The sequence below is a fragment of the Achromobacter sp. ACM03 genome, assembly GCF_014851665.1.
GTDB classification, from domain to species: domain Bacteria; phylum Pseudomonadota; class Gammaproteobacteria; order Burkholderiales; family Burkholderiaceae_B; genus Achromobacter; species Achromobacter aegrifaciens.
The window spans coordinates 186,863-199,729 of record NZ_JACVAD010000004.1 but is presented as its reverse complement, the minus strand read 5'-3'; the positions used below and the strand labels follow the sequence as shown (position 1 = coordinate 199,729).

General features: G+C 67.9%; 13 protein-coding genes and 1 riboswitch. Of the genes, 3 read left to right on the top strand and 10 right to left on the bottom strand.

What is annotated here, in order from left to right; all coding sequences use genetic code 11:
- Together IB257_RS20235 and IB257_RS20230 are read left to right on the top strand one after the other, a co-directional pair.
- On the top strand, nucleotides 1-1,158 hold the full coding sequence (locus IB257_RS20235) for a CaiB/BaiF CoA-transferase family protein (RefSeq protein ID WP_192492720.1): 1,158 nt from the start codon (nucleotides 1-3) through the stop codon (nucleotides 1,156-1,158).
- 25 nt (nucleotides 1,159-1,183) lie between these two features.
- Nucleotides 1,184-2,158: a tripartite tricarboxylate transporter substrate binding protein gene (locus IB257_RS20230; RefSeq protein ID WP_192492719.1), complete on the top strand. Its 975-nt coding sequence runs from the start codon at nucleotides 1,184-1,186 to the stop codon at nucleotides 2,156-2,158.
- A 69-nt stretch (nucleotides 2,159-2,227) separates the two neighbouring features.
- On the opposite strand, the gene metF is transcribed toward IB257_RS20230, so the two are convergent.
- The 9 genes from metF to IB257_RS20185 form a co-directional block, all read right to left on the bottom strand.
- Complete coding sequence (metF, locus tag IB257_RS20225; protein ID WP_054456999.1) at nucleotides 2,228-3,076, bottom strand: methylenetetrahydrofolate reductase [NAD(P)H]; 849 nt, start codon at nucleotides 3,074-3,076, stop codon at nucleotides 2,228-2,230.
- Complete coding sequence (locus IB257_RS20220; RefSeq protein WP_006389784.1) at nucleotides 3,076-3,411, bottom strand: phage holin family protein; 336 nt, start codon at nucleotides 3,409-3,411, stop codon at nucleotides 3,076-3,078. Before IB257_RS20220 ends, metF begins: the two co-directional genes overlap by 1 nt.
- A gap of 120 nt (nucleotides 3,412-3,531) precedes the next feature.
- On the bottom strand, nucleotides 3,532-4,950 hold the full coding sequence (gene ahcY / locus IB257_RS20215; protein ID WP_054457001.1) for an adenosylhomocysteinase: 1,419 nt from the start codon (nucleotides 4,948-4,950) through the stop codon (nucleotides 3,532-3,534).
- 100 nt (nucleotides 4,951-5,050) lie between these two features.
- Nucleotides 5,051-5,186, bottom strand: a riboswitch (S-adenosyl-L-homocysteine riboswitch).
- 35 nt (nucleotides 5,187-5,221) lie between these two features.
- Nucleotides 5,222-6,328 (bottom strand): glycosyltransferase family 1 protein, encoded by a 1,107-nt coding sequence (locus IB257_RS20210; protein WP_192492718.1) that lies wholly within the window; start codon nucleotides 6,326-6,328, stop codon nucleotides 5,222-5,224.
- A 78-nt stretch (nucleotides 6,329-6,406) separates the two neighbouring features.
- Nucleotides 6,407-6,643 carry a DUF1289 domain-containing protein gene (locus IB257_RS20205; protein WP_054457003.1) on the bottom strand — a complete coding sequence of 79 codons (237 nt, stop codon included), beginning with the start codon at nucleotides 6,641-6,643 and terminating at the stop codon, nucleotides 6,407-6,409.
- 111 nt (nucleotides 6,644-6,754) lie between these two features.
- Nucleotides 6,755-7,642, bottom strand: coding sequence for an alpha/beta fold hydrolase (locus IB257_RS20200; protein WP_175162366.1), 888 nt, complete (start codon nucleotides 7,640-7,642; stop codon nucleotides 6,755-6,757).
- Nucleotides 7,639-8,286 (bottom strand): 3-isopropylmalate dehydratase small subunit, encoded by a 648-nt coding sequence (gene leuD / locus IB257_RS20195; RefSeq protein WP_054457007.1) that lies wholly within the window; start codon nucleotides 8,284-8,286, stop codon nucleotides 7,639-7,641. Before leuD ends, IB257_RS20200 begins: the two co-directional genes overlap by 4 nt.
- Nucleotides 8,283-9,704, bottom strand: coding sequence for a 3-isopropylmalate dehydratase large subunit (gene leuC, locus IB257_RS20190; RefSeq protein WP_192492717.1), 1,422 nt, complete (start codon nucleotides 9,702-9,704; stop codon nucleotides 8,283-8,285). Before leuC ends, leuD begins: the two co-directional genes overlap by 4 nt.
- Nucleotides 9,705-9,740: 36 nt before the next feature.
- Nucleotides 9,741-10,721 carry a tripartite tricarboxylate transporter substrate binding protein gene (locus tag IB257_RS20185; RefSeq protein WP_054457011.1) on the bottom strand — a complete coding sequence of 327 codons (981 nt, stop codon included), beginning with the start codon at nucleotides 10,719-10,721 and terminating at the stop codon, nucleotides 9,741-9,743.
- A 125-nt stretch (nucleotides 10,722-10,846) separates the two neighbouring features.
- Here IB257_RS20185 and IB257_RS20180 point away from each other — a divergent pair, with 125 nt between their 5' ends.
- Nucleotides 10,847-11,770 carry a LysR family transcriptional regulator gene (locus tag IB257_RS20180; protein ID WP_175162360.1) on the top strand — a complete coding sequence of 308 codons (924 nt, stop codon included), beginning with the start codon at nucleotides 10,847-10,849 and terminating at the stop codon, nucleotides 11,768-11,770.
- A gap of 39 nt (nucleotides 11,771-11,809) precedes the next feature.
- Here the strand turns inward: IB257_RS20180 and IB257_RS20175 are convergent, their stop codons facing one another.
- Entirely contained in the window at nucleotides 11,810-12,814 is a 1,005-nt protein-coding gene (locus tag IB257_RS20175) for an Lrp/AsnC family transcriptional regulator (protein ID WP_192492716.1), read from the bottom strand.
- Nucleotides 12,815-12,867 lie beyond the last annotated feature (53 nt).

Genomic DNA, 12,867 nt, shown 5'->3' with positions numbered 1-12,867 from the left:
ATGCCCGGACCACTGCACGGCATACGCGTCGTCGACATGACCAGCGTCGGCATGGGGCCCATGGCCACCCAGATGCTGGGCGACATGGGCGCCGACGTCATCAAGGTGGAATCCGCCGAGGGCGACGTGTTCCGTCACGTCACCCCCCAGCGCCATGCCGCCATGAGCCATACCCATCTGAACCTGAACCGCAATAAGCGCAGCGCGGTGATCGATGCCAAGACCCCCGAAGGCCGTGCGCAACTGGACGCGTTGATCGGCGGCACCGACGTCTTCATCTCCAACATGCGCGCCCCGGCGATGCGCCGCCTGGGCCTGGATTACGCGACGCTGCAGCCCCGTTTTCCCGAACTGGTCTATTGCGCCTGCTATGGCTATTCGGAGCAAGGCCCTTACGCGGGACGCGCCGCCATCGACGACACCATCCAGGCCGCGTCGGGCATGGCCTGGCTGCAGGGCGGCGCGGGCGAGCAGGCGCCGCGCTATGTCAATTCCGTGGTCGCCGACAAGGTGGTGGCGCTGTACGTGGCCAACGCCGTCACCAGCGCCCTGTTGGCGCGCGAGCGCGGCGCGGGCGGCCAGGCCGTGGAAGTGCCGATGTTCGAATGCATGGTGGCCTTCCTGGCGCCGGAACATCTGGCGGGGCTGACCTTCGTGCCGCCCGAAGGGCCGGCGGGCTATACGCGCCTGCTCAATGAGTACCGCCGCCCGTTCCGCACGCAGGACGGCTACATGAGCGTGGTGCCTTACACCACGCCGCAATGGCAGCGCTTCTTTGCGCTGGCCGGCAACCCCGAGATGGCGCAGGACCCGCGCTACTTGACGCTCAACAGCCGCAGCAAGCATTTTCCCGAGCTGTACAGCTACGTCGAAGGCGTGCTGGGCAAGCGCACCACCGCGCAATGGATCGAACTGCTGGCGACCGCCGACATCCCCTATGCGCCGGTCAACGGCTTCGAGGAACTGCTGGCCGACCCGCACTTGCGGGCCACCGGCTTCTGGCATGAATCCGAGCACCCCACCGAAGGGCGCCTGATCCAGGCGGGCCTGCCCGTCCGCTTCAGCCGCACGCCGGCCGAGATCCGGCGGCATCCGCCCGGCCTGGGCGAACACACAGCCGAGATCCTGGCGGAAGCCCAGGCCGGCCGGACGTCCTAAGGTTCCAAAGCACGAGGAGACAGACATGAAAAACAACATCCGATCCGCCCTGATCGCCGCCGCGCTGTGCCTGCCGTCCCTGACAGGCGCAGCCCCCGGCTATCCGCAGGCGGACAAGCCCATCCATTTCGTGGTCGGCTTTCCCGCTGGCAGCACCATCGACAACGTCTCGCGCGTGGTGGTGGACGATATCCGCGCCCGCACCGGCGCGCAGATCATCGTCGAGAACAAGCCCGGCGCGCTGGGCGTGCTGGGCGTGGACACGGTGGCGCGGGCCGCGCCCGACGGCTACACCATGATGCCGAGTTCCAGCGCCACCAGCTCGTCCGGCCCCTACCTGTCCAAGGCCTTCCAGCGCTATGACGCCATGAAGGACTTCACCCAGGTCGGGCGTGTGGTGCGCTTCGACGTGGTCATCGTCACGCGCGCCGCCGGCCAGCATGGCGACGCGCGCCAACTGGTGGCGGCAGCCAAGGAAAAGCCGAACTCGGTGACCAGCGGCTATGGCTCCGGCACGGGCCAGGTGGTGGCGGCGGCGTTCAGCCGCGCAGCCGGCGCCGAGGTGCTGGCGGTGCCCTACAAGGGCCAACCGGCCGCCATCACCGACCTGCTGGGCGGGCGCATCGATTTCGTGGCGGCCGACCTGGGGGCCGTGCTGCCGCAGATCCGCGCCAAGAACCTGAACGCCGTGGCCCTGGTTTCCAACAAGCGTTCGACCATCCTGCCGGCCGTGCCCACCGCCCAGGAACTGGGCATGGGCAGCCTGGACCTGACCGGCTGGATCGGCGTGGCCGGCCCCGGCGGCCTGGCGCCCGAGGCGGCGAAGTGGTGGTCCGAGCAACTGACGGCCACGATGCAGCAACCCGCGATCCAGGAGAAGCTGCGCGCCATGGGCATGGAGCCCGATCTGGCTACCGGCGATCCCTTGCAGCAGTTCGTGCGCAGCCAGTACGACGCCTGGGGCCAGCAGATCCGGCAAGCGGGCATCCAGCCGGAGTAAGCGGCGGGCTTGCCCAAAGAAAAGCCCACCCTCGCGGGTGGGCTTGGCCTTTCTGGCGGGTGCAGCCTGTTACGCCTGCACGGACAGTTCCTTCCACACCGCCAGCGGCGCTTCCGCGTGGTTCAAGGTGTAGAAATGCAGGCCCGGCGCGCCGTTGTCCAGCAGCGTCTGGCACAGCTCGGTCACCACGTCCACGCCGAAGGCGCGGATGGAGGCCTTGTCGTCGCCGAACTCGGCCAGGCGCAGGCGGATCCAGCGCGGCACTTCCGCACCGCACATTTCCGAGAAGCGCAGCAGTTGCGTGTGGTTCGTGATGGGCATGATGCCCGGCACGATAGGTACGTTCACGCCCTTGGCCTGGGCCCGGTCGACGAAGTCGAAGTAGGCGTCGGCGTTGAAGAAGTACTGCGTGATCGCGGCGTCGGCGCCGGCTTTCACCTTGTTCACGAAATGGTTCAGGTCGGCGGAGGGATTGGCCGCCTGGGGATGCATTTCGGGATAGGCCGCCACTTCGATGTGGAACCAGTCGCCCGTTTCCTCGCGGATGAACGACACCAGCTCGTTGGCGTAGCGCAGTTCGCCCGCATCGCCGCCCATGCCCGAGGGCAGGTCGCCGCGCAGGGCCACCACGCGCCGCACGCCCTCGTTCTTGTAGGCCTGAAGGATGTCCCGCAGATCCTGGCGCGTGGCGCCGACGCACGACAGGTGCGGCGCCGCCTCGCAGCCCAGGTTGCGCAGCGTGCGCACGGCGTCCGCCGTGCCGGCGCGGGTGGAGCCGCCCGCGCCGAAGGTCACGCTGACGTACTTGGGCTGGATGGCCAGCATCTGCTTGGCCGCGCGCACCAGCCGCTCCTGGCCGGCCAGATCGCGCGGAGGGAAGAATTCCAGACTGAAAGCGGGAGTAGTCGAGTCAGACATTAGGGGATCAGCTTCGTGAGCAGGCCAGAGATGATGCTGTACAGGATCGCACCGCCCACGGCCCACCAGAACCCGTTGACCTGGAAGCCCTTCAGCACGGAGCCGACGAACCAGAACAACAAGGCGTTGATGACGATGAGGAAGAGACCGAGAGTGACGATCGTGATGGGCAGTGTCAGCAGCACCAGCACCGGTTTGACCAGCATGTTCACCAGGCCCAGCACCAGCGCGGCGATGAGCGCCGATCCGAAGCTGGCCACGGTGATGCCGGGCAGCAGGTAGGCCACGGCCAGCAGGGCCACCGCGTTCAGGATCCAGACGAGTATCAATGCCATGTTCGATCTCCTGTTGTGAGCCCGCCGGCCCTGCCGCGGCGATACGTACGCGACAGGGGTCCTGCGGACCGGAAAGCCCGCGCCGGCATGGCGCGGCACTTTCCTATTTTGCTACAACCATCAATAGCGGTAGTGCTCGGGCTTGTAGGGGCCTTCGACCGGCACGTTGATGTAGTCGGCCTGATCCTGGCGCAGCGTCGTGAGCTTCACGCCCAGCTTCTTCAGGTGCAGGCGGGCGACCTTCTCGTCCAGGTGCTTGGGCAGCACGTAGACCTGACCCGACTGGTAGGCTTCGTTGCGCGTGAACAGCTCGATCTGGGCGATGGTCTGGTTGGCGAACGAGGACGACATCACGAACGACGGGTGGCCGGTGGCGCAACCCAGGTTCACCAGGCGGCCCTGGGCCAGCAGGATGATGCGCTTGCCGTCCGGGAAGATGACGTGGTCGACTTGCGGCTTGATCTCTTCCCACTTGCAGTCGGCCAGGCTGGCGACGTCGATTTCGTTGTCGAAGTGGCCGATGTTGCACACGATGGCCTGGTCCTTCATGGCATTCATGTGCTCACGCGTGATGACGTGGTAGTTGCCGGTGGCGGTGACGAAGATGTCGCCGTGCGCGGCGGCTTCTTCCATGGTCACGACCTTGAAGCCTTCCATGGCAGCCTGCAGGGCGCAGATCGGATCGACTTCGGTGACCCAGACCTGGGCGCGCAGCGCGACCAGCGCCTGGGCGCAGCCCTTGCCCACGTCGCCGTAGCCGGCCACGACGGCAACCTTGCCGGCGACCATCACGTCGGTGGCGCGCTTGATGCCGTCGACCAGCGATTCACGGCAGCCGTACAGGTTGTCGAACTTGGACTTGGTGACCGAGTCGTTGACGTTGATGGCGGCAAAGGCCAGCTCGCCCTTTTGCGACATCTGGTACAGGCGATGCACGCCGGTGGTGGTTTCTTCCGTCACGCCCTTGATCAGGGCCAGGCGGGTCGAATACCACTTGGGATCGCGCTTGAGGGTTTCCTTGATGGCGGCGAACAGGATGCGCTCTTCATCGCTGCCCGGGTTGGCCAGCACCGAGATGTCCTTCTCGGCCTTGGTGCCCAGGTGCAGCATCAAGGTGGCGTCGCCGCCGTCGTCGAGGATCATGTTGGCGTTTTCGCCATTGGGCCATTCGAAGATCTTGTGGGTGTACTGCCAGTACTCTTCCAGCGTTTCGCCCTTGACGGCGAAGACCGGGGTGCCCGACGCGGCGATGGCGGCGGCGGCGTGGTCCTGCGTGGAGAAGATGTTGCACGAGGCCCAGCGCACTTCGGCGCCCAGGGCCACCAGCGTTTCGATCAGCACGCCGGTCTGGATGGTCATGTGCAGGCTGCCGGCGATGCGCGCGCCCTTGAGCGGCTGCTTGGCGGCGAATTCCTCGCGGATGGCCATCAGGCCGGGCATTTCGGTTTCGGCGATGGCGAGTTCGCGGCGGCCCCAGCCGGCCAGCGACATGTCGGCGACGAGGTAGTCGGAGAAGGATTTATCGGTCACAGCGTTCATGGTGTGTAGGCTCCACGTGAAATACGAACGGCGCAGGATATGGCCGGACAACGCGAAGGCACCACGAAGGTCGAGTGCTCGCCTTTCCCGCCATATGCGACAAAGGTGAGCGCCGTTGCTGTAGCGCCGCGCAAGGCGCGCCGCTTGAACAAGGATTCCTGAGCCTGGCGAGCCTGGATCCGCTTGCCGTGCCGGCTGGCGGGAACCGCAGGGTCGTCGCAACGCTCCTCAGGATTGCCGGGCATTGTACCCGGGAACCGTGCGCCAGGGATCAAACCCCTGGCTCCCTGGCGGGCATTTCGCCACCCGGCCGCCGCGCAAGCATGGCCCCTTCAGGGACGCACGACGCCTCGGCATGTTCCGCGCCGCGGGCGCTCCCATCCAGCGGCACCAGTGCAGCCAGCAGGGTCGCGGCCACCGAGTCCCAGCTGCGCGTCAGGGCATGTTCGCGCACCGCATGGCGGTCCAGCGACAGGGCCGAGCGGCAGGCATGGGCCAAGTCTTCGTCCAGGAAACCGGTGACGCCCTGGGTCACCACCGCCAGCGGCGCTTCGCTGCGGAAAGCGGCCACCGGCGTGCCGCAGGCCATGGCCTCCAGCATGACCAGACCGAAGGTGTCCGTCAGGCTGGGGAAGACGAAGGCGTCGGCCGACCCGTAGAGCGCCGGCAGAGCTTCGTCTTGCCGCATGCCCAGGAAAATCGCGTCGGGAAAGCGCTTCTTCAGCCGCGCCTCATCCGGCCCCGCCCCCACCACTACCTTGCTGCCCGGCAGGTCCAGCGACAGGAAGGCGTCCAGATTCTTCTCGCGCGCCACGCGGCCCACGCTCAGGAATACGGGACGGGGCAGGTCCGGGAAGGCCTCGCCCGCCCCCGGCAGGAACTTGCGCGGGTCCACCCCGCGCGACCAGATCTGCAGGTTGGCGAGGCCGCGCCGCGCCAGCACGTCGCGCACCGTGGGCGTCGGCACCAGCACCCGCTGCGAGGGCCGGTGAAACCAGCGCAGATAGCGCCAGGGCAAGGCCGCCGGGATGCCCATGCGCGCCTGCAGGTAGTCCGGGAACATGGTGTGGAACGAAGTCGTGAAGCGCCAGCCCCGCGCCAGCGCCATGCGGCGGGCGGCCAGTCCCAGCGGACCTTCGGTGGCGATATGCAGGGCGTCGGGCACGAGGTCGCCCAGGATGCGGCGCAATTGCCGGCCGGGCTGCAGACACAGCCGCAGGTCGGGCTCGGAAGGCGCCGGCACGGTGCGGCTGCCCTGCGGGTTCACCACGATCAGCTCGTGGCCCCATTCTCCGAGGATCTGCTGCATGGTCGTCCAGGTGCGGACGACGCCATTGACTTGCGGATGCCAGGCATCCGTGACCAGGACGATGCGCATGATGGAGCCGGAAGTGGGCAATAGCGCGATTTAGCCCGCGCCATGTGACATGCCCAAGACGGCCTGCGCGGCCGCCGGCTAGTTGTTGCGGCGGGGATACCCTTGCGCCGTGATGCGCACCCAGACTTCGCGCTTTTCCTCTTCCGTCATGAACACCCAGTTGGCGACTTCCATGGCGGTGCGGCCGCAGCCGCGGCAGATGTCGTCAAACAGCGTGGAGCAGACGGCCACGCAGGGCGAATCCGAAGCCTTGAAGGCGCGTTGCGCGTCTTCGGCGTCGGGGAGTTTGGAGAGGTCGACGTGGTGCTGATTCATCGGGCGTAGGTTAACACCGGCAGTGCGTCCCCTTTTAGAAGGCCCTATGCCCCGCCCGGACTTGAATGCCTGTCCGCGCGCGGGGTGCTACATGCGGGCCGAGCCCTGCCGCTAGCGCCAGCCGAAGAACTCTCCGGCCTGCGCCAGCAGCGCGTCCGGGCACTCTTCCGCAAGATAGTGCGCGCCCGGCAACGGGCCTCCGGACACCTCGTCGGCGATCGCGCGCCACAGCGCCAGCACGTCGAAGTTCCGGCCCACCGCGCCGCGCTCGCCCCACAGCGCACGCAGTGGCATGCGCAGGCGTTCGCCGGCCTCCCGGCCGGCGCGGTCGTGCTCCAGGTCCAGCGTGGCGGAAGCGCGGTAGTCCTCGCAGATGCCCGTGGCCCAGCCGGGCAGTTGCGCCGCGCGTTCGTACTCGGCCATGGCCTCGGCGGAAAAGTGCGCCAGCCCGCCAGGCCGTCCGCCCATCACGGAACGCAGGTAGAACACCGGGTCGCGCTGGATCATGGTTTCGGGCAGCGGCGCCGGCTGGATCAGCCAGAACCAGTGGAAATAGGCCTGGGCGAAGGCGCGCGTGGTGCCTTCGTACATGTCCAGCGTGGGCGCGATGTCCAGCAGCATCATGCGGCTGACGGCGGCGGGATGGTCCAGCGCCAGCCGGTGCGCCACGCGCGCGCCGCGGTCGTGCGCCAGCACCTCGAAGCGCTCGTGGCCCAGGGCGCGCATCAGCTCGATCATGTCGGCCGCCATCTCGCGCTTGGAATGGGCAGAATGGTCCGGCGATGCGGCAGGCTTGTCGCTATCGCCGTAGCCGCGCAGGTCCGCCGCCACGCAAGTGCGGTGGCGCGTCAGTTCCGGCCAGACGCGATGCCAGATGGCGTGGGTCTGGGGATGGCCGTGCAGCAACAGCAACGGCGGGCCAGCGCCGTCGACGCGGGCTGCGATCTCGATGCCGTTGGCCGCGATGCGGCGCACGGGCAGGTCGAAGAATGCGGTCATATGGCCTCTCGGTCCAGGCGGTCGCGCACGCGGCGCGCCAGGTCTTTCATCCAGGGGTGCCGCGCCCAATGCCCGGCCTCGAAACGTTCCACCTCGTCCAGCTGCTGCAATGAGGCGCCCACCATGTCCTGCCCCTGCACGTACATGCGGCGGTGACGTTCTGGCAGCGTGAACGCCGCTGTCCAGCCGTCCATGGCGGTGACGCTCCCTGCCGCCACATCGATGCTGACGCGGTTGGTGGCCGTATTGGACACCCTGGCGAGCAAGGCGTCGATCTCGGCCGGCGCCAGGCTGATCAGCAGCAGGCCGTTGTTTACGGCATTGAAGTAGAAGATCTCGCCGAAGCTGGGCGCGATCACCGCGCGGATGCCGAACTGCTGCAAGCCCCACACCGCATGCTCGCGACTGGAGCCGCAGCCGAAATTCGGCCCCGCCACCACAATGGACGCGCCGGCATAAGCAGGCTGGTTCAGCACGAAATCCGGCCTGGGCGCGCCGCCCGCATCAAAGCGCAGGTCATGCAGCAGGCCGCGGTCCAGCCCTGCCTTGTCGATGATGCGCAGAAACTGCTTGGGCATGATCTGGTCGGTGTCCAGATTGGAAAAAGGCAGCGGCGCGGCAACGCCCTCGATGGTTGCGGTCATGCGTGTTGCTCCCAGACGCGGACGTCGACAATGCGGCCGGCCAGCGCGGCGACGGCGGCCATCGCCGGAGACATCAGGTGCGTACGTCCTGCGCGCCCCTGCCGGCCTTCGAAATTGCGGTTGGTGGTGGAGGCGCAGCGCTCGCCCGGGCTGAGCACGTCGTCGTTCATGGCCAGGCACATGGAACAGCCAGGCTGGCGCCATTCGAAGCCGGCCTCGATCAATTGCGCCGCAATGCCTTCGGCCTCGGCCTGCGCGCGCACCGCGCCCGATCCGGGCACCACCATGGCCCGCACGCCGGCGGCCACCTTGCGGCCGCGCACCACGGCTGCCGCCGCGCGCAGATCCTCGATGCGTCCGTTGGTGCAGGAGCCGATGAACACGCGGTCTATCGGCACGCCGGCTATCGGCGTACCCGGCGTCAGGCCGATGTAGTCCATGGCCTTCTCCAGCGCCAGGCGGGCCAGCGCGTCGGGCTCGGCCTGCGGGTCCGGCACCACGCCGTCCACCGGCATGGCCTGGTCCGGGCTGGTGCCCCAGGTGACGAAGGGCGCGATCGCGGCGGCATCCAGCACGTGCTCGGCATCGAACACGGCATCCTCGTCCGAGCGCAGCGTGGCCCAATAGGCGCGGGCCTGGGCCAGCGTCTCGCCTTGAAGTTCGGGCGCATGCGCGGCGACGTAGGCCTCGGTGATGGCGTCCGGCGCGATCAGCGCGGCGCGCGCGCCGGCTTCCACCGTCATGTTGCACAAGGTCATGCGGGCCTCGGCGGACAGCGCGGCGATGGCCTCGCCGCAGAACTCCACCGCATGGCCGCGCGCGCCTTGCGCGCCGATGCGGTGCACGACGCAGATCACCAGGTCCTTGGCGGTGACGCCGGCCGGCAGCGCGCCATCGACGCGAATGCGCATGTTGCGCGCCACGCGGTACGCCAGCGTCTGCGTGGCCAATATGTGTTCGACCTCGGACGTGCCGATGCCGAAGCCCAGCGCGCCCAGCGCGCCATAGGTGGTGGTGTGGCTGTCACCGCACAGCACCACCATGCCCGGCAGCACCATGCCATGTTCGGGCGCGATCACGTGTTCGATGCCTTGCAGCGGATCGGTGGTGTCGAACAGCGCGATGCCCTGCTCGTCGCAATTGCGCTTGAGGTTCAGCGCCTGGCGCGACGAAGCGTCGTCGGCGATCACGCGCAGTGCCGCCGGCACCGGATGCGTGGGGATAATGTGGTCCACCACCGCCATCTGCTGCCCGGGGCGCAGCACGCCGCGCCCGCGCGCGGCCAGGCCGCTGAAGGCCTGCGGGCTGGTGTATTCGTTCATGATGTGCAGGTCGACGTAGAGCAGGATGTGCTCGTCGTCGATCCGGGCCACCTCATGGCTGGCCACCAGTTTGTCGTACAGCGTCTTGCCGGGCATGTCTTGCGTCCTTCGTAGTTGGGTCTTGCGGCCCGGTCAGTTGGCCTGGATGCCGGCGTCCTTGACGATGCCAGCCCAGCGCGTCATCTCGGCGGCTACCATGGCGTCCGTCTTGGCGGGCGAGGAAATCAGCGGATCGAAGCCCTCGCGGCCCATGCGCTGCGCCAGCTCCGGCGAACGCAGGGCTTGTTCGAGCTTGGCGTTCAGCGTGTCGATCACGGCTTGCGGCGTGCCCGCGGGCGCGCTGATCACGAACCAGGTGTTGAACTCGTAGCCGGGCAGCCCGGACTCGGCGATGGTGGGCACGTCGGGCAAGAGCGGCGAACGCGTGGTGCCGGTCACGCCCAACGCCTTGAGCTTCTTGCCGTCGACCTGTGGCTTGGCTGCGGACAGCACCGGAAAGCTCATCTGCACCTGGCCGCTGATGGTGTCCACCATGGCCGGGCCGCCGCCCTTGTAGGGCACGTGCAGGATCTGGGTCTTGGACACCGACTTGAACAGTTCCGCGGCCATGTGGAACGTGCTGCCCGTGCCTGCCGAACCGAAGCTCAGGTCGTTGGCGGGCCGCGCGCGCACATAGGCCAGCAGCTCGCTCACATTGGCCACGGGCAACTGGTTGGTCACCGTCAGCACGTGCTGCGACGTTCCTATCGTGCCGACCGAACGCAGGTCCTTGGCCGTGTCGAACGGCATGTTCTGGAACAGCGCCGGGTTGATCGCCAGCGACATGGTGTTGACGGCCAGCGTGTAGCCGTTGGGCTCGGCGCGCGCCACTGCGGCCATGCCGATGTTGCCGGAAGCGCCGGCGCGGTTCTCCACCACGACACTCTGCCCCAGGGCGCGGCCCCAGGCGTCCGAAATCAGTCGCGCGGCGATATCCACGCTGCCGCCGGGCGCGAACGGCACGATGAGCGTCACGGCGCGCTGGGGAAAGGCGTCGGCGGCGGCGGCCGGTTGGGTCCAACAGGATGCGGCAATGGCCGCGCATAGAACGCCGGCCGCTTTGTTGATCTTCATTCCTGGTCTCCTCGGTTGGCCGCGCAGGCGGCTCTTTAGTGGTGAGGCCAGTGTATAAGCGGGTCTTCTTCTTATAATTGCTAATCCAGATAAAGCTTTATTAAATTCAGTTTATAAATAAGCGCATGGACGCCCTCTCCGATCTCGCCTTCTTCTCACTGGTAGTGAAGCACGGCAATCTGTCCGCCACCGCCCGCGAACTGGGCCTGACGCCGCCCGCGGTCAGCACGCGCCTGGCCAAGCTGGAGCAGCGCCTGGGCGTGCGGTTGCTGAACCGCACCACCCGCCGGGTCAGCGTCACGCAGGAAGGTGAGCTATATCTGGCCGAGGGCGCACGCATCCTGACGGACCTGGAGGCGCTGGAACGTTCCGTATCGAGCGCCCGCGCCCGTCCCCAAGGGCTGCTGCGGCTGAACGCCACGTTCGGCTTCGGCCGCGCCCACATCGTGCCCGCCGTGTCGGACTTCGCCCGCCAGTACCCGGAAGTGGAAGTGCAGATGCGGCTGACCGACAGGCCGCTGAACCTGATCGAGGAAGGCTTCGACGTGGCGGTGCGTTTTGGCGACCTGCCCGATGCGCGCCTGACCGCGCGCAAGATCGCCTCCAATCGGCGGCTGCTGTGCGCGTCGCCGCGCTACCTCGAAATCCATGGCGAGCCGCGCGCGCCGGGCGACCTGCAACGCCACCGCTGCATCGTGGTGCGCGAGAACGACGTGGCCTACGGCACCTGGCGGCTGGAATCGGGCCAGCGTGCGGAGACCGTGAAAGTGCGCGGTCCGCTCAGTTCCAACGACGGGCAAAGCGCCCTGGAATGGGCGCTGGACGGTCACGGCATCGTCATGCGTTCGGAATGGGAAACGGCCGAGCACCTGCGCGCCGGCCGCCTGCGCGCGGTGCTGGCCGACTGGCGCACGCCGCGCGCGGACATCCACGCGCTGTATCCCGAACGCCTGAACCTGCCGGCCAAGACGATCGCTTTCGTGGAGTTCCTGTCGCAGCGCTTCGCCCGGCATCTGCGCGCGCCGGGTTCGGACGACGCGGTCTGGTGAACACGCCGCGTCATATTCCGCACTGACGGGGACGCAACGCTACGCGTCCGCCCCCAGCCGCGCGCCGGCGCGCACGATGCCGCAGCGCTTGTGCGCCCGCATCACCACGCCGACTTCGCTGTTCAACACGCCATCCAGCTCGCCCAGGCGGCGCGTCACCACGTCCCACAAGTGCAGGCTGTCGCGGCACAGCACGTGCCAGAACAGCTGCGACGCGCCGCTGGTGCCGAACAGGCAGCGGGTGTTGGGATCCAGCGCCAGATGCGCGGCCAGCGCGTCCACGGCTTGAGGGCGCACTTGCACGGAGATAACCGCCTCCACCGGAAAGCCGACCAGCGCCGGCTCCACTTCCACACGGAAACTCAGCGCGCGGCGCTCCACCATGTTGTGCAAGAGACGCTGCGCGGTGGGCTCGCTGACGCCAGCCTGCTCGGCCAGTTCGGCCAGGCTGGCGCGGCCATCACGCATCAGCCAGGCCACTATGCGCTGCTCGGCGTCCGTCAACGCCGCGGGCGGCTGCGCCATGGCGGACTCGGCCGCCGCTGCGTCGGGCAAGGCCTGGATGCGCCACTGGCCGGCGCGCCGGAACGGCCGCAGCACCAGCCGCGCCTCCACGTGCTCCACCCCGTCGATGGACGGCAGCACACGCGTGACCACGTCCGGCATGTCGGCCGCGTCCGCCAGCGTCAGCTCGGCCATCAGGTCGGCCGAACCGGCCAGCGTGACCACCAGCTGGCTCAGGTCCAGCCGCGCCAGCTGATCGGCCACCTCGGGCACGCGGCCCGACCGGCAGCGCACCCAGGCGTGCAGCACCACGCCGCGGCCGGTGGCCAGGGGATCGGGTTCCGCGATGACACGCAGGGCATCGGCATCCATCAGGCGCTTGATGCGGCGCGCGACAGTGCGCTCGGGAATGCCGGTGGCGGCTCCCAACTCGCGCCAGGACGCGCGCGGGTCCGCCTGCAGCGCGATGAGACAGGCGAGATCGGTGTCGTCCAGCCCCGGAGCTAGGGGCTTACCCTTACTTGACGTGTCCATATTCATTAAATTAACGTTCGCGCATTGATAAAAACACAAAATTAAACGGTCTTTTTGAC